General features: G+C 69.9%; 23 protein-coding genes. 7 read left to right on the forward strand and 16 right to left on the reverse strand.

Features of this window, described 5'->3' with window-relative positions; all coding sequences use genetic code 11:
* The first annotated feature begins 89 nt into the window (after positions 1–89).
* Complete coding sequence (locus tag ABZ027_RS26490) at positions 90–776, forward strand: response regulator transcription factor (protein WP_356772531.1); 687 nt, start codon at positions 90–92, stop codon at positions 774–776.
* A 75-nt stretch (positions 777–851) separates the two neighbouring features.
* On the opposite strand, the gene ABZ027_RS26495 is transcribed toward ABZ027_RS26490, so the two are convergent.
* Genes ABZ027_RS26495 through ABZ027_RS26505 form a run of 3 tightly spaced genes read right to left on the reverse strand, consistent with a single transcriptional unit; the run spans position 852 to position 3,731 of the window.
* The gene (locus ABZ027_RS26495; RefSeq protein ID WP_356772533.1) at positions 852–2,066 is read right to left on the reverse strand and encodes a dipeptidase; all 1,215 of its coding nucleotides are present in this window, start codon (positions 2,064–2,066) and stop codon (positions 852–854) included.
* 4 nt (positions 2,067–2,070) lie between these two features.
* Entirely contained in the window at positions 2,071–2,595 is a 525-nt protein-coding gene (purE, locus tag ABZ027_RS26500; RefSeq protein WP_356772535.1) for a 5-(carboxyamino)imidazole ribonucleotide mutase, read from the reverse strand.
* Positions 2,592–3,731 (reverse strand): 5-(carboxyamino)imidazole ribonucleotide synthase, encoded by a 1,140-nt coding sequence (locus tag ABZ027_RS26505; RefSeq protein ID WP_356772537.1) that lies wholly within the window; start codon positions 3,729–3,731, stop codon positions 2,592–2,594. The genes purE and ABZ027_RS26505 overlap by 4 nt, the downstream gene beginning before the upstream one ends.
* Before the next feature lie 153 nt (positions 3,732–3,884).
* On the opposite strand from ABZ027_RS26505, the gene ABZ027_RS26510 reads away from it, so the two are divergent.
* Entirely contained in the window at positions 3,885–4,430 is a 546-nt protein-coding gene (locus ABZ027_RS26510; protein ID WP_356772638.1) for a GtrA family protein, read from the forward strand.
* 15 nt (positions 4,431–4,445) lie between these two features.
* Here the strand turns inward: ABZ027_RS26510 and ABZ027_RS26515 are convergent, their stop codons facing one another.
* A complete protein-coding gene (locus ABZ027_RS26515; RefSeq protein ID WP_356772539.1) occupies positions 4,446–5,723 on the reverse strand; it encodes an ATP-binding protein in 1,278 nt (425 codons plus the stop codon).
* 98 nt (positions 5,724–5,821) lie between these two features.
* A complete protein-coding gene (locus tag ABZ027_RS26520) occupies positions 5,822–6,499 on the reverse strand; it encodes a response regulator transcription factor (protein WP_356772541.1) in 678 nt (225 codons plus the stop codon).
* Between the two features lie 343 nt (positions 6,500–6,842).
* On the opposite strand from ABZ027_RS26520, the gene ABZ027_RS26525 reads away from it, so the two are divergent.
* Entirely contained in the window at positions 6,843–8,372 is a 1,530-nt protein-coding gene (locus ABZ027_RS26525; RefSeq protein ID WP_356772543.1) for an oligopeptide:H+ symporter, read from the forward strand.
* Between the two features lie 85 nt (positions 8,373–8,457).
* Here the strand turns inward: ABZ027_RS26525 and ABZ027_RS26530 are convergent, their stop codons facing one another.
* The 6 genes from ABZ027_RS26530 to ABZ027_RS26555 form a co-directional block, all read right to left on the reverse strand.
* Positions 8,458–9,705 (reverse strand): hypothetical protein, encoded by a 1,248-nt coding sequence (locus ABZ027_RS26530; protein WP_356772640.1) that lies wholly within the window; start codon positions 9,703–9,705, stop codon positions 8,458–8,460.
* Between the two features lie 65 nt (positions 9,706–9,770).
* Positions 9,771–10,919 (reverse strand): hypothetical protein, encoded by a 1,149-nt coding sequence (locus tag ABZ027_RS26535; RefSeq protein WP_356772545.1) that lies wholly within the window; start codon positions 10,917–10,919, stop codon positions 9,771–9,773.
* The gene (locus ABZ027_RS26540) at positions 10,916–11,113 is read right to left on the reverse strand and encodes a hypothetical protein (RefSeq protein WP_356772547.1); all 198 of its coding nucleotides are present in this window, start codon (positions 11,111–11,113) and stop codon (positions 10,916–10,918) included. The genes ABZ027_RS26535 and ABZ027_RS26540 overlap by 4 nt, the downstream gene beginning before the upstream one ends.
* Positions 11,114–11,247: 134 nt before the next feature.
* Entirely contained in the window at positions 11,248–11,997 is a 750-nt protein-coding gene (locus ABZ027_RS26545) for an LPXTG cell wall anchor domain-containing protein (protein WP_356772549.1), read from the reverse strand.
* A 229-nt stretch (positions 11,998–12,226) separates the two neighbouring features.
* Positions 12,227–12,763, reverse strand: coding sequence for an ATP-binding protein (locus ABZ027_RS26550; protein ID WP_356772551.1), 537 nt, complete (start codon positions 12,761–12,763; stop codon positions 12,227–12,229).
* A gap of 211 nt (positions 12,764–12,974) precedes the next feature.
* Positions 12,975–13,370 carry an STAS domain-containing protein gene (locus ABZ027_RS26555; protein ID WP_356772553.1) on the reverse strand — a complete coding sequence of 132 codons (396 nt, stop codon included), beginning with the start codon at positions 13,368–13,370 and terminating at the stop codon, positions 12,975–12,977.
* Positions 13,371–13,620: 250 nt separating this feature from the next.
* Between ABZ027_RS26555 and ABZ027_RS26560 the strand changes: the two genes are divergently transcribed.
* Positions 13,621–14,514, forward strand: a complete 894-nt coding sequence (locus tag ABZ027_RS26560) for an RNA polymerase sigma factor SigF (protein WP_356772555.1) — start codon at positions 13,621–13,623, stop codon at positions 14,512–14,514.
* A gap of 91 nt (positions 14,515–14,605) precedes the next feature.
* Here ABZ027_RS26560 and ABZ027_RS26565 read toward each other — a convergent pair whose 3' ends face one another.
* The 5 genes from ABZ027_RS26565 to ABZ027_RS26585 form a co-directional block, all read right to left on the reverse strand.
* Positions 14,606–15,304 carry a hypothetical protein gene (locus ABZ027_RS26565; RefSeq protein ID WP_356772557.1) on the reverse strand — a complete coding sequence of 233 codons (699 nt, stop codon included), beginning with the start codon at positions 15,302–15,304 and terminating at the stop codon, positions 14,606–14,608.
* Positions 15,297–15,860 carry a SigE family RNA polymerase sigma factor gene (locus ABZ027_RS26570; protein ID WP_356772559.1) on the reverse strand — a complete coding sequence of 188 codons (564 nt, stop codon included), beginning with the start codon at positions 15,858–15,860 and terminating at the stop codon, positions 15,297–15,299. Before ABZ027_RS26570 ends, ABZ027_RS26565 begins: the two co-directional genes overlap by 8 nt.
* Positions 15,861–16,023: 163 nt before the next feature.
* Positions 16,024–16,284, reverse strand: coding sequence for a hypothetical protein (locus tag ABZ027_RS26575; protein WP_356772561.1), 261 nt, complete (start codon positions 16,282–16,284; stop codon positions 16,024–16,026).
* Between the two features lie 4 nt (positions 16,285–16,288).
* Complete coding sequence (locus tag ABZ027_RS26580) at positions 16,289–17,224, reverse strand: hypothetical protein (RefSeq protein WP_356772563.1); 936 nt, start codon at positions 17,222–17,224, stop codon at positions 16,289–16,291.
* A gap of 33 nt (positions 17,225–17,257) precedes the next feature.
* Positions 17,258–17,677: an ATP-binding protein gene (locus ABZ027_RS26585; RefSeq protein ID WP_356772565.1), complete on the reverse strand. Its 420-nt coding sequence runs from the start codon at positions 17,675–17,677 to the stop codon at positions 17,258–17,260.
* Positions 17,678–17,885: 208 nt separating this feature from the next.
* Between ABZ027_RS26585 and ABZ027_RS26590 the strand changes: the two genes are divergently transcribed.
* From ABZ027_RS26590 to ABZ027_RS26600, 3 genes are all read left to right on the forward strand, one after another.
* A complete protein-coding gene (locus ABZ027_RS26590) occupies positions 17,886–18,737 on the forward strand; it encodes a helix-turn-helix transcriptional regulator (protein ID WP_356772567.1) in 852 nt (283 codons plus the stop codon).
* Positions 18,738–18,745: 8 nt separating this feature from the next.
* Positions 18,746–18,946 (forward strand): DUF397 domain-containing protein, encoded by a 201-nt coding sequence (locus ABZ027_RS26595; protein WP_356772569.1) that lies wholly within the window; start codon positions 18,746–18,748, stop codon positions 18,944–18,946.
* Between the two features lie 255 nt (positions 18,947–19,201).
* A complete protein-coding gene (locus ABZ027_RS26600) occupies positions 19,202–19,558 on the forward strand; it encodes a hypothetical protein (RefSeq protein WP_356772571.1) in 357 nt (118 codons plus the stop codon).
* Positions 19,559–19,664: the final 106 nt, after the last annotated feature.

The following is a 19,664-nucleotide window of genomic DNA, read 5'->3' on the forward strand; positions in this document are numbered from 1 at the left end:
TCCCTCGCCCCCGAACCCCCGTCGTCCCCTCGGGCGGGAGTCCGGGGGCCGATCGGGCACCTTTGTGCGGGGACCTTCGTCTTCAGTGCGTGAACCTTCAAAGACCCACCCCGCTCCGTGCCCTCGTGATCGACGCCGACCCTCGCACCCGGCCCCTGATCACGGAGCTCAGCACGCTGGGCTTCGAGGTGTACGCGGCCAGCCGCGGCCGGTTCGCGATACCGGTCGTCCGCTCCGCGCGGCCCGACCTCGTCGTCCTGGACCTGGCGCTGCCGGACGACGACGGCATCGAGACGTACGAGGAGCTGCGCGCCGCCGGCGTGAACGCGCCGGTGCTGTTCCTCTCCGGCGGGGAGCCGGAGGCCCGGGCCGCGGTGCGCCGCGTGATGACGGACACCGACGGTCACCTCACCAAGCCCTTCGTGCCGGCCGAGGCGGTCGCACGCCTAAAGGAGCTGCTGGCACGCGACCTGGCCGACGAGAGCCGGCTGCTGCGCAACGGCGGCCTCACGGTGGACGTGGATCGCCGCGCGGTCTGGCGGGACGGCACCCGGGTCGAGCTGTCGGCCCGCGAGTTCGACCTGCTGAGCTGCCTGATGGACAACGTCGGCCAGGTCGTCACGAAGAAGCAGATCCTGGAGCGGGTCTGGGGGACACCCTTCCGCTCCGGGACCGTCGAGACGTACGTCTACTACCTGCGCCGCAAGCTGGGCGACGACGACCAGTCGCTGATCAGGACGGTCCGGGGCCTCGGCTACACGATGACGCGCGACTGACGAACCGCCACCCTGTCCCACGCCCCAGACCGGACCAGATGCCCGGACCAACCGCCCGGACAACTGCCCCCCGGATCAGCCGTCCAGTGACTCGATCGTCGCGTTGGACGGCCCCCGCGTCGCCTGCAGATCGCGGGCCACGTCCTCCGCCGCACCCAGTACCCGTACCGCGTTCTGCCAGGTCAGCTTGGCCAGGTCGGGCTTCGACCAGCCGCGGTCCAGGAGTTCGGCGATCAGGTTGGGGTAGCCGGAGACATCTTTGAGGCCGTCCGGGGTGAACGCGGTGCCGTCGTAGTCGCCGCCGATGCCGAGGTGGTCGATGCCGGCGACCTCGCGCATGTGGTCGAGGTGGTCCGCGACCGTCGCCACCGTCGCGACCGGACGCGGGTTGCTCTCCTCGAAGGCGCGGTGCACCTTCATCGCCTCCGGGGTGGTGGCGAGATGGTGGAAGCCGTGCGCGCGCATGTTCTCGTCGGCCGCCGCGGTCCAGTCCACGGCCGCCTGGAGCACGAACTTGGGGACGAACGTCACCATCGCCACGCCGCCGTTGACCGGCAGTCGTTCCAGCACGTCGTCCGGGATGTTGCGCGGATGGTCGCACACCGCCCGGGACGAGGAGTGCGAGAACACCACCGGCGCGGACGAGGCGTCCAGCGCGTCCCGCATCGTCGTGGCCGCCACGTGCGAGAGGTCGACGAGCATGCCCTCGCGGTTCATCTCCCGCACGACCTCACGGCCGAAGGCCGACAGCCCGCCGACGCCGGGCCGGTCGGTCGCGGAGTCCGCCCAGGCCACGTTGTCGTTGTGGGTGAGGGTCAGGTAGCGGACGCCGAGGGCGTACAACCCGCGCAGCGTGGCGAGGGAGTTGGCGATCGAGTGGCCGCCCTCCGCGCCCATGAGCGAGGCGATACGGCCCTCCTCCCGCGCCGCCGTCATGTCCGCTGCCGTCAGCGCGGGGCGCAGGTCCCGCGGGTAGCGAGCCAGCAACTGCCGTACGCAGTCGATCTGTTCCAGCGTCGCCGGGACCGGGTCGGGCAGGTCCGAGCGCACGAACACCGACCAGTACTGCGCGCCGACGCCGCCCGCCCGCAGGCGGGGGATGTCGGTGTGCAGGTGGGGGCCCTGGTGGGTGGCGATGTCGCGGGCGTCGAGGTCGTAGCGGACCTGTTCGCGCAGCGCCCAGGGGAGGTCGTTGTGCCCGTCGACCACGGGGAACTCCCGCAGCAGCTCCCGGGCCTGGTCCACCGAGCTCGTCGAGGCCGTCGAGGCCGTCGAGGTCGTCGGGGTCATCGGGTCACTTCCCGAATCCGAAGCCGTCGCCGAGGCCCTCGACCTTGGCGCGCAGCCGCTTGCCCTTCTCGGTGGCCTGGTCGTTCAGCTCCTGCTGGAACTCCCGCATGCGGCCGAGGAGTTCCTCGTCGTGGGTCGCCAGGATCCGGGCCGCGAGCAGGCCCGCGTTGCGCGCTCCGGCGACGGAGACCGTGGCGACCGGGACACCGGCCGGCATCTGCACGATGGACAGCAACGAGTCCATGCCGTCGAGGTACTTCAGCGGGACGGGAACGCCGATCACCGGCAGCGGGGTCACGGACGCGAGCATCCCGGGCAGATGGGCCGCGCCGCCCGCACCGGCGATGATGACCTTCAGCCCGCGCTCGGCGGCCTGCTCGCCGTACGTGACCATCTCGCGGGGCATCCGGTGCGCGGAGACGACGTCCACCTCGTAGGGGATCTCGAACTCGTCGAGGGCCTTGGCGGCGGCCTCCATGACGGGCCAGTCGGAGTCCGAACCCATCACGATGCCAACAACAGGGCTCATTCGGTGATCGTGCCTCTCAGGTAGCCGGCTGCGTGACGTGCGCGCTCGAGGACGTCGTCCAGGTCGTCGCCGTAGGTGTTGACGTGGCCGACCTTACGGCCGGGCTTCACGTCCTTGCCGTACATGTGGATCTTCAGCTGGGGGTCGCGGGCCATGCAGTGCAGGTACGCGGCGTACATGTCGGGGTAGTCGCCGCCGAGCACGTTGACCATGACCGTCCACGGGGCGCGCGGGCGGGGGTCGCCGAGCGGGAGGTCGAGGACCGCGCGGACGTGGTTGGCGAACTGGGACGTGATCGCGCCGTCCATCGACCAGTGGCCGGAGTTGTGCGGGCGCATGGCGAGCTCGTTGACGAGGATGCGTCCGTCGCGGGTCTGGAACAGCTCGACGGCGAGGTGACCGACGACGCCGAGGTCCTGGGCGATCCGCAGCGCCAACTCCTCGGCGCGCAGGGCGAGGCCCTCGTCGAGGTCGGGTGCGGGCGCTATCACCGTGTCGCAGACGCCGTTGACCTGCCGCGACTCGACGACCGGGTAGGCCACGGCCTGACCGTGCGGGGAGCGGACGACGTTGGCGGCGAGCTCGCGGAGGAAGTCGACCTTCTCCTCGGCGAGCACGGGGACACCGGCACGGAAGGGGTCCGCGGCCTCCTCGGCGGAGTCCACCACCCACACGCCCTTGCCGTCGTAGCCGCCGCGGACGGTCTTGAGGACCACCGGGAAGCCGTCGCCCTCCGCCGCGAAGGCGGCCACGTCGGCCGGATCGCTCACGATCCGGTGCCGCGGGCAGGGCACCCCGATCGCGTCCAGCCGCGCTCGCATCACGCCCTTGTCCTGGGCGTGCACCAGCGCGTCCGGGCCGGGGCGGACGGGAATGCCGTCCGCCTCCAGCGCCCGGAGGTGCTCGGTGGGCACGTGTTCATGATCGAAGGTGATCACATCGCACCCGCGCGCGAAGTCACGCAGAGTGTCGAGATCGCGGTAGTCGCCGATGACGACATCGCTCACGACCTGCGCCGCGGAATCCTGCGGGGTGTCACTGAGAAGTTTGAATTTGATGCCGAGCGGGATGCCCGCCTCGTGTGTCATACGAGCGAGCTGACCTCCGCCGACCATGCCGACTACCGGGAACGTCACGGTCCTAGGGTATCGGCCAAGCCGCGGTGGCTGGTTTCCCACCCTCCGGGCCCGTCTTTGCCGTCCTGTGAGCTCGCCCATAGGCGATCACTAAGGGGGGATGGTTAGCATGGCTGAGTTGACGAATCTAACGGGATGGGGGCCTGGACAGCCATGGAACGTGGTTCCTCGGGGCTTCCTGCGGCTCCTCCGGCGCCTCGCAGCGCGGCGCGCCTGCGGGTCGACCGGCTGATGCGTGAGGCCGTCAAGTTCGGCGCCGTGGGCGGGGCCGGAGTACTGGTCAACCTGCTCGTCTTCAACCTGGTGCGGCACTCGACCGACCTCCAGGTGGTGCGGGCGAGTGTCATAGCGACCGTCGTCGCCATCGTCTTCAACTACGTCGGTTTCCGGTACTTCACCTACCGGGACCGCGACAAGAGCGGGCGCACCAAGGAACTCACCCTGTTCCTGCTGTTCAGCGCGGTCGGACTGGTGATCGAGAACGGCGTGCTCTACGCGGCGACCTACGGGTTCGGCTGGGACAGCTCGCTGCAGAGCAACATCTTCAAGTTCGTCGGCATCGGCGTCGCGACCCTGTTCCGTTTCTGGTCGTACCGCACCTGGGTCTTCCGCACACTTCCGGCCAAGGAAGCGGTGGCCAGCGCGGAATCGTTCCTGACGACGGACGAGAAGAAGCGTCCGGCGAGGCAGCGCGCCTGAGCGTCCGGCCCGCGCTCAGCGGACCGTCGGTTCGTCGTCCTGCTCGGCGGCCGCCTTCCGCAGTGGCGTACGCGACAGGAACAGGCCGAACACCGGGGGCTGGGTCTGCAGCATCTCCAGGCGGCCCCCGTCGGCCTCCGCCAGGTCCCGGGCCACCGCCAGGCCGATGCCGGTGGAGTTGCGGCCGCTGATCGCCCGCTCGAAGATCCGCGCCCCGAGGTCGGTGGGCACCCCGGGCCCCTCGTCCGTGACCTCGATCACCGCCTGGTTGCCGGTGACCCGGGTGCGCAGCGCCACCGTGCCGCCGCCGTGCATGAGGGAGTTCTCGATCAGCGCGGCCAGCACCTGCGCCACCGCCCCCGGGGTGCCGACCGCCGTCAGGTGCCGCTTCCCGGAGCTGACGATGGCCCGGCCCGCGCTGCGGTAGGCGGGGCGCCACTCGGCGAGCTGCTGCTGGATGACCTCGTCGAGGTCGAAGGTGACGGCGGAGCCGGTGCGCGGGTCGCGGTTGTTGGTGAGCAGCCGGTCGACCACGTCGGTGAGGCGCTCCACCTGCGTCAGCGCCACGTTCGCCTCCTCCTTCACCGTGTCCGGGTCGTCGGTGAGGGTGATCTCCTCCAGGCGCATCGACAGGGCCGTCAACGGCGTACGCAGCTGGTGGGAGGCGTCGGCGGCGAGCCGGCGTTCCGCGGTGAGCATGCGGGCGATGCGCTCGGCGGAGGAGTCGAGGACATCGGCGACCCGGTCCAGCTCGGGGACGCCGTACCGCTTGTGCCGGGGGCGTGGGTCGCCGGAGCCGAGGCGTTCGGCGGTCTCCGCGAGGTCGGTGAGCGGGGAGGCGAGCCGGTTGGCCTGGCGGATCGCCAGCAGGACCGCGGCGATCACCGCGAGCAGTGCGACCAGCCCGATGATCAGCAGGGTCCGGCCGACCTCGCGGGTCACCGAGGAGCGCGGCTCCTCGACGACGACGGTCTCGCCCTCCTCGCCGTCGGCCTTGCCCCGGATCACGTCACCGGGCAGCCGGGTGCCCACCTCGATGGTGCGCTCCCCCGGAATCCGGATCATGGCGTATCGATCCTGCGCCACCTGGTCCCGCAGGATCCGCGCGTCCACGGTCGCCGAGGTGAGCAGTCTGCTGTCCACGATGCTGGCCAGCCGCTGCGCCTCGGAGTCCACCCGCTCCTGCGCACTGGTGCTGATGGTGCGGGTCTCGACGATGACGAGGGACACCCCGAACACGGCGATCACGACGAGCACCACGGCGAGGGTGGACTGGATCAGACGGCGACGCACGGGGCCCTCCGGGCAGCTTTACGACGAACGGTGCGCCTTGACGACGACGGGTGCGCCGTGACGGCGAACGGGTGCGCCTCGACGACGAACGGCTGCGCCTAACTCTTCTCGAACCGGAACCCCACACCGCGCACCGTCGCGATGTACCGGGGGTTCGCCGCGTCGTCACCGAGTTTCTTGCGCAGCCAGGAGATGTGCATGTCGAGGGTCTTGGTCGACGACCACCAGGTGGTGTCCCAGACCTCCCGCATCAGCTGGTCGCGGGTGACGACCCGGCCGGCGTCCCGTACCAGCACCCGCAGCAGGTCGAACTCCTTGGCGGTGAGCTGGAGCTCCTCGTCGCCCATCCAGGCGCGGTGCGACTCGACGTCGATGCGCACCCCGTGGGTGGCGGGCGGCTGGGCCGGTTCGGCGGCGCCGCGCCGCAGCAGGGCCCGCACCCGGGCGAGCAGTTCGGCGAGCCGGAACGGCTTGGTGACGTAGTCGTCGGCGCCCGCGTCGAGGCCGACGACGGTGTCCACCTCGTCGGCGCGCGCGGTCAGGATGAGGATCGGGACCGTGAGGCCCTCGGCGCGCAGCCGGCGGGCCACTTCGAGACCGTCCATGCCGGGCAGACCCAGGTCGAGGACGACCAGGTCGACACCGCCCTGCGTTCCGGCGTCGAGCGCGGTGGGGCCGTCCTCACGCACCTCGACCTCGTACCCTTCCCGGCGCAGTGCGCGGGCCAGCGGCTCCGAGATGGACGCGTCGTCCTCGGCGAGCAGTACACGGGTCATGAGCCGATGGTAAACCGCGCAGGCCAGGAGCTGGGGTGTGATCGACGCCCGTTGTTCTTACCTTTGGACGTACGGGGCCCGACCGGCGAGGCACTGTGATGCGAACCTCCGTCTATGAGGTGCGATTGTCGTAAAGACCTTGGAAGGGGCGTGTGAGGTTCCCGTCTTACCTGTGATTCGGGTCTCAAGTCCTTTTTTTTCCGGCGCTGTGCTGCCGTATGGTGAATGAACGCCTGCAGCACCGTGGGGACCTTTGGCGAGGATTTGACGCTGAAGGTCTCTTTTGTGTGCGGGCCGGTCACCCACCGGCCTTGAAAGGAAAGCACCCCAGCAAGGATCGACCATGGCGTCCAGCCTGACGAAGGACTCGGTCACCCCCGGATCCGAAAAGACCTTCTTCGGCCACCCCCGCGGACTGGCCACTCTCTTCATGACCGAGATGTGGGAGCGATTCTCCTACTACGGCATGAAGGCCCTGCTCACCGTCTATCTGCTCTCCGGCGGCCCCGGCGCCGGCAAGGGCAGCATGGGTGGCGGCCTGGCCATGGACGTGGCCACCACCACGGTGATCGTCTCCGTGTACTCGGCGATGGTGTACCTGCTCGCCATGCCCGGCGGCTGGCTCGGTGACCGGGTCTGGGGGCCGCGCAAGACGGTCGCCATCGCCGCCGTCACCATCATGTCCGGCCACCTCGTGCTGGCGCTGCCCGGCGGTCAGGCACCGTTCTTCGCGGGTCTGGCGCTGGTCGCGGCCGGTTCCGGTCTGCTCAAGGCCAACATCTCCACGATGGTGGGCCACCTGTACGACGGCCCCGAGGACCCGCGCCGCGACGGCGGCTTCACGATCTTCTACATGGGCATCAACGCGGGCGCGTTCTTCGCCCCGCTGGCCATCGGCACCGTCGGCCAGGAGGTCAACTGGCATCTCGGCTTCGGAATGGCCGCGGTCGGTATGGCGATCGGTCTCGCCGCGTTCCTGCTCGGCACCCGCCACCTGAGCCCGACCAGCAGTGTCGTGCCCAAGCCGCTGGCGGCCGAGGAGCGCGCGGCCTGGCTGCGCAAGGGCCTGCTCTGGCTGATCGCGGCGGCCGTCTTCTACGGCGTCGTCGGCTTCACCGGCCACTTCACCCTGAACTGGGCGATGATCCCGCTCACCGTCATCGGCCTGATCGTGCCGGCGGGCGTGCTGCTGCGCATCAAGCGGGACAAGGACCTCTCGGGCACCGAGCAGTCGAAGATGACCGCCTACATCTGGTTCTTCGTCGCGGCCGCCGTGTTCTGGATGATCTACGACCAGGGCGCGTCCACCGTCCAGGCGTTCGGTGAGGGCAAGGCGGCTGGCTCGCTGCTCGGGTTCGACTTCCCGTCCTCCTGGTACCAGTCGCTGAACCCGCTGTTCATCATGGCGCTGGCCCCGGTCTTCGCCTTCGTGTGGGTCTGGCTCAACCGCCAGGGCAGGGAGCCGAGCACCATCGTGAAGTTCTCGATGGGTCTGGTCCTGGTCGGCGTCTCGTTCTTCTTCTTCCTGATCCCGCTGGGCATGGCGTCCAACGGCACCGAGGTCAGCCCGATGTGGCTGGTGGGCATCTACTTCATCCAGACCGTCGGCGAGCTGTGCCTCTCCCCGGTCGGCCTGTCGGTGACCACGAAGATGGCACCGGCCAAGTACGCCAGCCAGATGATGGGCGTCTGGTTCCTCGCGGTCACCGCGGGCGACTCGGTCACCAGCCTGCTGTCCAACCCGGCGATCGCCGGTGTGGACCTCAGCGGCACCCCCGCCGTCCTCGGAGAGGCGGTCCTCGCCGCCCTCGCGGGCGTGGCGGTGTGGATGTACCGCCGCAAGGTGAAGTCCCTGATGGGCGACGTCCGCTGAGGCCTGCCGACCCCGTCTGATGTGCTGAGGGCCACCGCACCTGCCCGGTGCGGTGGCCCTCAACGCATCGTGGCCCCGGCCGGGGTCAGCGCGACCTCCGCCGTCCCGGCATGAACGTGAACACCGCGCCGCCCAGCAGTACCGCCGTCCCGGCCACCAGGCCGAGTGCCTTGAGGGCGCCGTCCGACTCGGCGCCGGTCTCGGCCAGGCCACCACCGGACGTCGTACCGGAGGTGCCGCCCGAGCCCGAGGAGCCGGCCGAGCCGCCGCCGGACGCACCGCTCGCCTGCTGGGTGGTGTCCAGGGTGAGCGAGACCTCCGACTTGGTCGGTGTGCAGGTCGTGGTGGTGCCGAGGGCCTTGACCGTCAGGACGCCCGGCGACAGCGTGGACTCGCCGCTCGCGCCCGGCTTGTAGGTGCCCTTCAGGTCCGGGATCGTCATCGGGTCACCGGCGTTGATGGGCTCCGCGTTGGTCGGGCCCTCCACGTGCACCGTGCCCTTGTCGGCACCGCCGAGGACCACCTCCATCGACGGCTTGACCGAGTCCTTGGGAATGGCGGCCGGGCTGTCCATCACCGACCCCTTGAAGCGGACGGTGAGGTCGTAACTCCCGCCGTTCTTCTTCGCGTTGATCTGCACCGGCGAGGTCGCGTTCTTGTCGCCGATGGGCGTCTTGCAGGCGTACGGCACCTGGACCTCCTTGCCGGTGAAGTCGGTCTGCCCGGTCCCGTCGTCCTCGCTCTCGGTGGCGGTCGGGGAGCCAGTGGGGGTCGGAGTCGGAGTCGGAGTCGGAGTCGGGGTGGAGGTCGGGGTCGGGGTCGGAGTGCCCTCCCCCGCGGTCACCTTGATGGTCGCGGCCGGCTGCACCGCCGCCGTGGGCGCGCACTTGGTGTCCGTCGTCATGACGTTGATGGCGTACGCGTCCGGCGTCAGGGTGACCTCGCCCGGCGCCGTCAGCTTCAGCTTGCCCTTCATGTCGGACAGCACCATGTCCCCGCCCTTGGGGATCGCCGGGTTCTCACGCGGCCCCTCCATGGCGACGGCGGTGGTCTGCGCGCCGGCCGCCTTCAGCGTTCCGGACGGCTGGACGGAGTTCGCGGGCAGGTCGATCAGGTCCGGGTTCTTCGAGGCGGCCTGCACGAACTTCCACACCACCTCGACCTCGTCGCCGACCTTCGCGGTGGCCGGTGCGGTGATCTCCGCCTTGGTGGTGCCGTCGACGGGAGGCAGGTTCGCCGCGGCGGGCGGCACGCAGCGGGTCGCGTACGACACCTCGGCGGCCTGCGCGGGCCCCGCGGTCGCCCCGAGCAGCACGCCCGCCCCGCCGAGCACCAGCGCGAGGCCCGCCGCGCCCGCTCTTCTCGGCCGGTGGGCCGGTATGACTCTCCTTCGCTCGCTCACGTTGGTCCCTTCGTGGTGGGAGTCGTAGGACTCGTCGGACTGTCGTCGTGCGGTGCGGAGAGCCGGCCAGCCGTGCCCGGACCGGCGTCCGGAACGAACCACGGCAGGGTCGAAGCGGAGGGGGGCGACTGCGCGGGGGCCTTCGGTCCGAAGACCTCGCCGGTCTTCGTACGGCGAGCACCGCGGGTGTCCGGTCCCGCAGCGCCGGCGGTCCCCGACCAGGGCGGGCGCAGCGGGAGTCGGGGCAGCCTGAGGCCACGGTGCCGGACGCCGCCCGCCCGGCGCGGCCGTACCCGGTCCACCACCGCCATCCCGGCGCGGAACAGCGCGGCCGGTACGACCAGGCAGGCCAGGATCCAGAACAGGGTCACGCCCCAGGGTCGCCCCACCTCCCAGGGCTGCTCGGCGAGGACCTTCCCGCCGTACTTCAGCGAGACCGTGTAGTCGCCGTGCGCGCCCGCCGACAGCTCGACGGGCAGCTTGATCCGTGCCTTCCCGCCGGGCCGGAGGGTGCCGCGCCACTGCTGTTCCTCCCACTGCGGGGCGAACACTCCGTGGGTGGTGCCGACCTGGAAGACGGGGTCCTTGACGGCGGAGGTGCCGACGTTGCCGACGGTGAGGACGAGGGTGCGGTCGGGCGGCGCCCCGAACCAGGTCAGCAGCCCGCTGGAGCCGTCGAGCCGGGTGTCCGTGAGCACCGACAGGCGGCCGCCGGCCGGCTCTTCGGGCAGCGGCTCGACCGGGTGCCCGGCCACCTGGAAGATCGCGTCGGCCTGGGCCTGCGCCCCGGTCACCGTCGCCACGTGCACCACGCAGGGACAGGGCACCGGCGGCTCGGCGACCGGCAGCTTCCGGCTGAACCGGCCCCGCCCGTCGGTGGTCACGGCCCGGCCGTCCGCGTTGGCGCAGGAGTTGGTGCCGCCGACCACGCCCCGGGACGGTACGGCCCGCCCGCAGATCAGGATCATCAGCAGCGCCCGCTCCCGCCAGCCGCTGCCGGTGACGGTCACCGAACCCCCGGTGCCCGCCTGCGCGGTGGACAGCTTCACGCCCGGCCGGCCGGCCGCGGTCGCGGTGCCCTCCAGAGGCAGCAGGAGCAGCGCGAGCACCATCACCAACGCCCAGATCCGCACCTTTCCGCTCACGTTCCGGCTCCCGTCATCCGGGCACCCGCCCACGGCGTCCCGGCCATCGCGGCCGGATCGGGCCCGTCGAACCAGCCGTGGGCGGCCTGGGCGGCCTTGGCATCCTCGGCTCCGGTGGCGGCCCGAGCCGCGCCGAGCAGCGGCAGGAGGGACCGGCGCAGGGTGCTGAGGAGGGCACGGTCGGTGGACGGCATCGGGCGGCTCCAGCGGCGGGCGGTGCGGATGGGCTCCAGTGGCGGGTTGGTGCGGAGGGAACCAGGGCGGGCGGATGCGGATGGGACCAGCGGGGGCGGATGCTGACGGCGACGGCGGTCGCCTGCGGGCACGGTCAGCGGCGGGCCGCCTGGTTCCTCCGGGTCAGCCACAGCGCGCCCGCCGCGCCCGCGAGCAGCACCGTGCCGCCGAGCGTGCCGAGGGCGACCGCGGAGTCCTCGGGTCCGGTCTGCGGGAGTGCGGTGCCGGAGTCGCCGCCCGAGCCGCCGCCGCTCTGGGCGCCTCCCGAGGAGCTGCCTCCCGAGGAGCTGCCTCCCGAAGAGCTCCCGCCCGAAGAGCTCCCGCCCGCCGCCGTCACGTCCAGGGACAGCGACGGCTGCGGGCTGCCGGTCGGCGTGCAGGTCGTCGTCGTACCGAGCGCCTTGATGGTGAGCACGCCCGCCGTGAAGGTGACCTTGCCGGACTTCTTCGGGGTGTACGTGCCCGACAGGTCGTTGATCTTGATCGGGCTGTTGGCGGGGATCGCGGCCTGGTTGGCGGGACCGCTGACGGTCAGCGTGCCGCTGTCCGCGCCGCCCAGCTTGATGGTGGCGCTCGGGTTCATCGACCCCTTGCCCAGTTCGACCGGGCTGGAGGAGACGCCCTTCTGCCACGACATGGTGACCCGGTAGGCGCCGCCGCTCTTGACGCCCTTGATGTCGATGGGCGAGAGCGCCGACTTGACGCCGATCGGTGTCTCGCAGCGGTAGTTGACGTCGACGACCTCGGCGTGGGCGGCCGGTGCTGCCATCAGCACCGCCGAGCCGGCCAGGGCCGCGGCGGACGCGAGCGCGACGGTTCGTTTCTGGTACGTCCGGTTCGACACGGTCCCCTCATTCCCGAAGGCGTTTCTGACGGCACATCAGATCGGCCGTCAAGGTACGCCGGGGCTCGAGAGGAAGGAAGACAAAGTGAACGCCGGATCTGTGGCGATCCGGCGTGGGTGAGGTGACGCGTGACGAAGCGTGCGAACCGTGGGTAACCCTAGACAGGTCTCATGACGGAACTCGCCGCGGAGCTCCGTACAGAGCCATGCGCAGAGCCCCGTACGGGATTCACGCGGGCGCCCCGAGCTCCGCCCACACCGTCTTGCCCGCGGACCCGGGACTGCGCACCACACCCCAGTCCAGGCACAGCCGCTGCACGATGAACATGCCGTGGCCCCCGGGTCGTCCGGCGCGGTGCGGGGTGCGCGGGGACGGCTGGCCGGCGCCCTTGTCGGAGACCTCCAGCCGGATCACCTTGTTGTCGCAGGTGATCCGCAGTTCGTCCGGCCCCTCGGCATGCAGGCAGGCGTTGGTGACCAGTTCCGAGACGACGAGGAGGACATCCTCGGCTGCGGCCCGCTGATCGGCGCCGGCCGCGGGCAGCCAGCCCCACTCGTACAACGCCTGCCGGGTGAAATCTCGGGCGAGGGGAACGACACCACTCTGCCCGTCGAAGCTCAGCCCACGCACCTGACGCCCCCCTGACGACACGGCCGCGCCCCCGTCGGAAACCCCGGTCGACGGCACGCCCCCCTCGGACGCCCCGGAAGCGCCGCTGGGCTCCGGACCGCGGTCGCCCGGCGGGTTAGGCCGGGTGATGCTCATCAGCGCTTCACCTCACCGATTCACCAGTTCACGATTCAAAACGTCACTACTCGGTCGGTACGCCCGGCCGGCCCCGCACAGCGGGTACGGATGTCTCCTGCCCGACCGGACCGAGCGAACACCCCCGTATTTCGGCACGTAAGGCGTAACGCCCGGAAAGCGCCGGCGCCAGGGGGACGAACGAGGCGTCACCCGGACTCGGCGCGGCGTCTCAGCCGGACTCGTCGGCCTCGCCCGATTCGCCGGCCAGGGCCGATTCCAGGGTGTCATGGACAGTGAAGACCGCATCCGCCCCCGTGATCTCGAAGACGCGCGACACCACGGGCAGCATCCCCGCCAGATGCACTCCACCCCCGGCTGCCTCCGCCTTCAGACGCGCACCCAGCAGCACGTTCAGCCCGGTGGAGTCGCAGAACTCCAGGCGTGAGCAGTCCACCACCAGGCGACTGAATCCCTTGGCGAGGCACTCATCGAGTGGCTCGCGCAACAAATCGGCGGTGTGGTGGTCCAACTCACCCGCCGGGGTCACGACGGCACTAGGGCCCGCTTCCCGAACCTCGACCAGAAGCCGGCCCGACTGTGCGCTGCCGACTGTCCCGCGGTCCATGCCGTCTTCTCTCCCGACGTCGTGGCTGCTGACTGACGCCCCCGAACACTACGCCTTCTCCACAGTCTCCGACACCTGAACAATCACCCACAAACGGACATAACCGAACATTATGCACTTGCGGTGGCCTCGGGAAACCGGGTAGGGCTAGTAGAGACACGTATTCGACACGGTCGGCTTCGGAGGCGCCGCACACCGCAGTGCACAAACCGGCTTCGGCAGCCATATGCCGAGAACGATGGAGGACATCATGTCACCCCGGCTCGACGCATCGCATACCCAGCAGGCGACGTCGACATCCCTACCGGAACATCTGGATCCCATCGAGCAGGACGACCTACTCGCCGGGCTTCCGGAGATCCCGCCTTACACCGAGGTGGGCCCGGTGGACGCACGGGCATTGTCCAAGACCCTCTTCGCGCGCCTCGAGTCGCTGGAGGAGGGGACGCACGAGTACTCGTACGTCCGCAACACGCTCGTCGAACTCAACCTCGCCCTGGTCAAGTTCGCCGCCTCCCGCTTCCGCTCCCGCAGCGAGCCGATGGAGGACATCATCCAGGTCGGCACGATCGGCCTGATCAAGGCGATCGACCGCTTCGAACTCAGCCGTGGAGTGGAGTTCCCCACTTTCGCGATGCCAACCATCGTGGGCGAGATCAAGCGTTTCTTCCGTGACACCTCCTGGTCCGTGCGCGTCCCGCGCCGGCTTCAGGAGCTCCGGCTCGACCTGGCCAAGGCCGGCGACGAGCTGGCCCAGAAGCTCGACCGCGCCCCGACCGTGCAGGAGCTCGCGGAGCGCCTCGGCCTCTCGAAGGACGAGGTCGTCGAGGGCATGGCCGCGTCGAACGCGTACACCGCCTCGTCGCTGGACGCCCAGCCCGAGGAGGACGACGCCGAGGGCGCCCTCGCGGACCGTATCGGCTACGAGGACCACGGGCTCGAAGGCATCGAGTACGTCGAGTCGTTGAAGCCGCTGATCGCCGAACTTCCCTCCCGGGACCGGAAGATCCTGTCCCTCCGCTTCGTCGCGGGTATGACGCAGTCCGAGATCGGCGACGAACTCGGCATCTCGCAGATGCACGTGTCGCGGCTGCTGTCGCGCACCCTGGTGAAGCTGCGCAAGGGGTTGACCGTCGAGGAGTGACGGCGAGCGCAGCCGAGTATGACTGAGCGACCCGGCCCGGTATGGGCCGGGTCACAGTTGTCCCTGCTGTCCTTCGAGGTGGGGCCTCGGATCAGGGCCGGGCGAGGCAGTCGCCCCAGAGCGCGGCCAGTTGTGCGGGGATCTGCGGGATGGCGGCGCAGCCCCGGGGATCGCGCGGGAACCCGTCACTGGCCACGAAGGTCCACGCGCCGCCCTTGGCCCCGGCCTTGCTGAAGTACTTCTCCGCGGCCCCCTCGTCCTGGACCTGGACCAGCTCGTTCTCGGTGGCGCCGGCCGTCGGCGTGAAGGCGGTCCCCGCGTACAGAACGCCGTCGCACTCGCCGTAGTAGAAGGTGCCCTTGACCGGGGCGATGTGCACCAACCCCGGCTGCGATCGCCGGTACGCCGAAGTCACCGCGTCCTTGACCTCCTGCGGCACCACCAGGGAACGGCACGCCGGGGAAGTCGCCGACGGTGAGGTGACCGCCGGGTCGTCCGGCGCCGCGCCGTGGGTCTTCGGGGCCACGGTCGGCGGGGCCGTGGACGCCGGCGGTGTGGTCGGGCTCAGGACCGCCTCGGGTGGATCGGCCTGGTGGGAATGACCCGTGACGGCGAAGGCACCGCCGCCGACCGCCGCGATCAGGGCGACGCCCAGGGCGGCGGTGGCCATCCGGTGACGGCGCCGCAGCCTGTCGCCGCGCGCCCGGACCACCGAGGCAGGCCGCCCGCTGGTTCGCACGGCGAGCTCCTCGGACCCTCCCCGGAGGACGGACTCGAAGTCCTCAGTCATGGTGGTGCACCTCCTGGTCGGCGGAGCCGGGGCGTTCGATACGTACGTGAGTCCCTGGAGACGGGCGGTCGCCCCCGACCCCGACCTCGGACAGATACTGCGCCATCGACTGGCGCCCACGGGACAGCCGGGCCTTGACCGTTCCCGCCGGGACCTCGGTCTCCCGTGCGGTGTCCTCGACGGACAGCCCGACCAGGTGATGCAGCACGATGGCCCGCCGCTGTTCGTAGGGGATGCGCCGCAACGCCGCGACGATCGCGACGTAGTCGGGGCTGACATCGGGTACCTCGTCGGGTATGCCGTGCCGACGGTGGGCCGTGAGCCGGTTGGCCGCCTTCCGCCAGACGCTCACCCGGAGCCGGCAGGCCACCGACCGCACCCACGCCTCCGGGTCCGCGTAGCCGGACACCTTCTCCCAGTTCTGCCAGGCCCGGGCGAACGCCTCCTGCGTCAGGTCCTCGGCCTCGGCGAGGCTGCCGGTCATGGTGTACATCTGGCTGGTCAGCCGACGCACATGGCCGGCGTAGAAATCGTCGAAGACGCGTGCGTCACGCATTGCCCCTCCGCATCACTGGTCCGAGGGGTCGTGCCCTCATTGCCTTGTCACGCGTGGGGAGGGTGTGGGGTTGCATGGGCGCGGTGACGGGATTGTCCCGGGACGCGGGTGACGGCCACGGGCGGGCGCGGGGCGAGCTCCCCGCACCCGGCAGTCCTACGGCTCACGAGCCGTCGGCGAACAGCTCTGACGCGTCGGTGACCTGGTAGGAGCGGTCGATCCAGACGTCGAGCTCGTCCAGGTCGGTGGAGGAGAGGACGCGGTCACGGACCTGGTCGGGGACGTCGATCTGGCGCCACTGGAGAGTGCGCAGGAGGAAAGCGGCTCGCTCCTGAGCCCGGACCTCCTTGCGGCCCTCCTCGCGGCCTTCTTCTCGCACCTGCTCGGCCAGCGGGTGCCGCCAGAAGTACTGGACCCGTGCCATGGCCTCAGAAACCTTCGCCGAACAGATCCACGGCGTCGGTGACCTCGTAGGAGCGGTCGATCCAGGCGTCGAGCTCGTCCAGGTCGGTGGAAGAGAGAATGCGCTCGCGGACAGAATCGGGGACGTCGATCCGGCGGCGCCGGAGATTACGAAGGATCATCTGCGCCCTCTCCGAGGCACGCCCTTCCTCGCGTCCTTCTTCACGGCCTTGCTCACGGCCTTCCTCACGGCCTTGCTCACGCCCTTCCTCGCGCACCTGCTCCGCCAGCGGGTGCCGCCAGAAGTACTGGATCGCCGTCATCAAGTCCCTCCACATCTGCTGGGCCTGGGGGTCTGCCAGGCATGAGTCGACGAACTGCACGAAGACCGCGGCACTGTCCGCGTCGATGGTCCGCAGGGCGGCTGCCAGGGATTCCAGTATGACGGCGGCCCGCGGGCCCTTGCCGTGTGTCATCGCCGAAAGCACCGCAAGGGGTACGTCCCGTTGGGCCTCCCGCTCGTCGACGATCACCGGCACGTTGTCCGGCCCCAGCACGAACGGCCGTACCGTCAGCGACGGGCATCCCCGAACCCCGAGATGAATGGGCTCCGCCGCCCAGCGGGCCGTGGCGCTGTTCTGGGTGATGACGATGAACACCGGTTCACAGCGGTACTTCTCGTGCAGGTAGCTGAGGTAGTACGGCCAACTGCCACGCTTCCTCTCGTCCGGCTTGCCCTGGGACTCGACGACCAGGAGGTAGACGCCGTCATCGGTCTCCGCACGCAACAGCGTGTCCACGCGTCGCTCGACCGGCTCGATCTCGGTGAGGTCCACGTTCATCGCGGCGAAGTCGCGGGGCTCGGGGAAGGGGACGCGTAAGACGTGCTGCAAGGCACGGGTCAGTAGAGCGGGATCCTTCTGGAAGATCCGGTGCAGCGCCTCGTGCGACGAGCCGACCATCGGCTCTCCTTTCTGTCCGACTCGATCAACGAGCTACGCGGCGACCAGGTCACACCACACGTACTTGCCCCGGTTGCCGAATCTGGAGAGCGGCTGCCAGCCCCAGACGTCGGCGCAGGCTTGAACCATGGCCAGGCCCCTGCCTCCCTCCGCGTCCGTGAGGTTCGCCAATTCGCCGGGAGGCTCCGGAGGCCGGGGGTCCGCGTCCCACGCCCCGATCCGCAGGACGCCGGCCGACCAGCGGACACGGAGGGTCGCGGGGCCCTTGGTATGGAGTACGGCGTTGGCGATCAGCTCGGTCGCGAGGAGTTCGGCGGTGTCGGCGAGGCGGATCAGGCCGTGCATGGTGAGGATCAGGCGGAGGGTGCGGCGGCAGATGGTGACGGCGCGGGGGTCGTTGGGGATGGAGAGGGAGTACTCCCAGGGCTCGGACACGGGTTCGTTTTCGGGCATGCGGCAGCTCCAGGGGATGTGGTGGGTGGTGAGTGGCGGGCGGTGGCATTGCCGCAGCCGTCATGGCAGGACGGAGTGGTGCGCTTCCGCAGTGTGTGCGTTGCGTCACTGACGGTATTTCCTAACATTAGGAAGCTGCAAGCCAGTGTCGTATTCTGACCCCCGAACGAGGTACGCACGCAGGGCAGTTGAAACGAGGAGGTGCCGGTTGCCGCCGAAGAGGCATCTCACGGCCCGCAGGCTGCGACTTGGCGCTGAGCTGCGCAAACTACGTGAGGCGACGGGCATGAAGGCCCGGGAAGCCGCAGCATTGCTCGGTGCTGACGCGGTCCAGATGAGCCAGATCGAGTCCGGCGTCGCAGGCGTGAGCGCGGAACGCGTACGACGCCTGGCGGCCCACTACGCCTGTACGGACGAGGCGTTGATCGAGGCCCTCACCACGATGGCGACCGATCGCACCCGTGGCTGGTGGGAGGACTACCGGGGAGTACTGCCCCCGGTGTTCCTGGACGTCGCCGAGGTCGAACACCATGCGGCATTCCTCCGCGAGGTGGTGATCACGCATGTGCCGGGACTTCTACAGACGGCCGACTACGCACGCGCGGTCTACACATACATGGTCCCCGGCCTGCCTGAAAGCGAACTTGCCCCTCGGGTGGAGCACCGGATGAGGCGTCGCACCGTCATCGAAGGCGAGACTCCAACCCCCTACGAAACGCTGATCCACGAGTTCGCTCTGCGCATTCGCGTGGCGGACCGCCAGGCGTCCCATGCTCAACTCCGGCAGATCCTCGACCAGATTGAGCAGGGCCACGTCACCGTCCGCATCATCCCCACCGATCAGGACGGATTCGCCGGCGCCGGGGCTTCGATGATGTACACCGGCGGCAGAGTCCCCCGGCTGGACACCGGCCTGCGAGACGCGCCTACCGGGACCGCGTTCATTGATGAGGAAGCCCAGCTGGCTCAACTTCGAACGCTCTTCCATAAGGTGGAGAAGGCGACGTTGGACCCCGTGGCATCGCGGGATTTCATTCACCGCCTGACGAAGGAGATGTGAGGCCCGCCATGAACCACACCCTGCTCTGGCAGAAGTCCACCTTCTCCGACGGCGGCGACGGCAACACCTGCGTCGAACTGACCGGCACCGGAGAGCACGTCCGCCTCCGCGAGAGCGACGCCCCCGACACCGAACTCACCACCACCGCCTCCCCGTTGGCCCACCTCATACGAGGAGTGAAGTCGGGCCTGTTCGACGCGACCGCCTGATCACATCTGCGGTAGTCAGGATGGACGCGCTGCGGCGTGGACGTTGAGGCGGCGTTGAGCATCTCCGTGACCGAGCCTTGCCGCTGAATTTTGACCGGTGTCCGTCTACCCGGGCGCCGGTGCCGCCCCTAGGTTCTTGGCCCAGCAACCCCGCGGCGCCGAGCGACCGCCGGCGCCACGTCAACTCGCACCACGGGCCAACTCGGGGGATCCAACAGGGGGACCCGGCCCGTGACCGGGAAGGGAACCGACCCGATGAGAATACGCAAGCGCCTCACCCTCTCCGTGGCCGCCGTGGCAGTGGGCTCCGGCCTGGCCTTCGCCCCGCTGGCCTCGGCGGCGCCACAGTCCGCTGCCGCCGACTGCCCTTACCCGTACGTCTGTTTCTACAAGGGGTCCACGAAGACGGGCTCGTTCAAGGACGTCACCAGCGGCTGGCAGAACCTCGGTGCCAGCAAGGGCGCCACCAGCATGGTGAACACCCGCCACGACGACGTCGTGTACACGCACTTCACCAACGGCGAAACGTATTGCACCCCGCCCGACAGCACCACCACCTTCAACTCATGGGTGGTCGACAAGGTCCGCATCAGCTCCGCTTCCAGCTGCTGAACCCGCGCCGCAACAGCGACGGCCCGCACTCGCCCGTAGGAGAGTTCGGGCCGTCCGCGACGTGCCAGCCGTGTCCGTCAGTGGTAGGCGTCACTGGTTCTTGCTG

It is taken from the genome of Streptomyces sp. NPDC006332 (genome assembly GCF_040612855.1).
Lineage (GTDB): Bacteria > Actinomycetota > Actinomycetes > Streptomycetales > Streptomycetaceae > Streptomyces.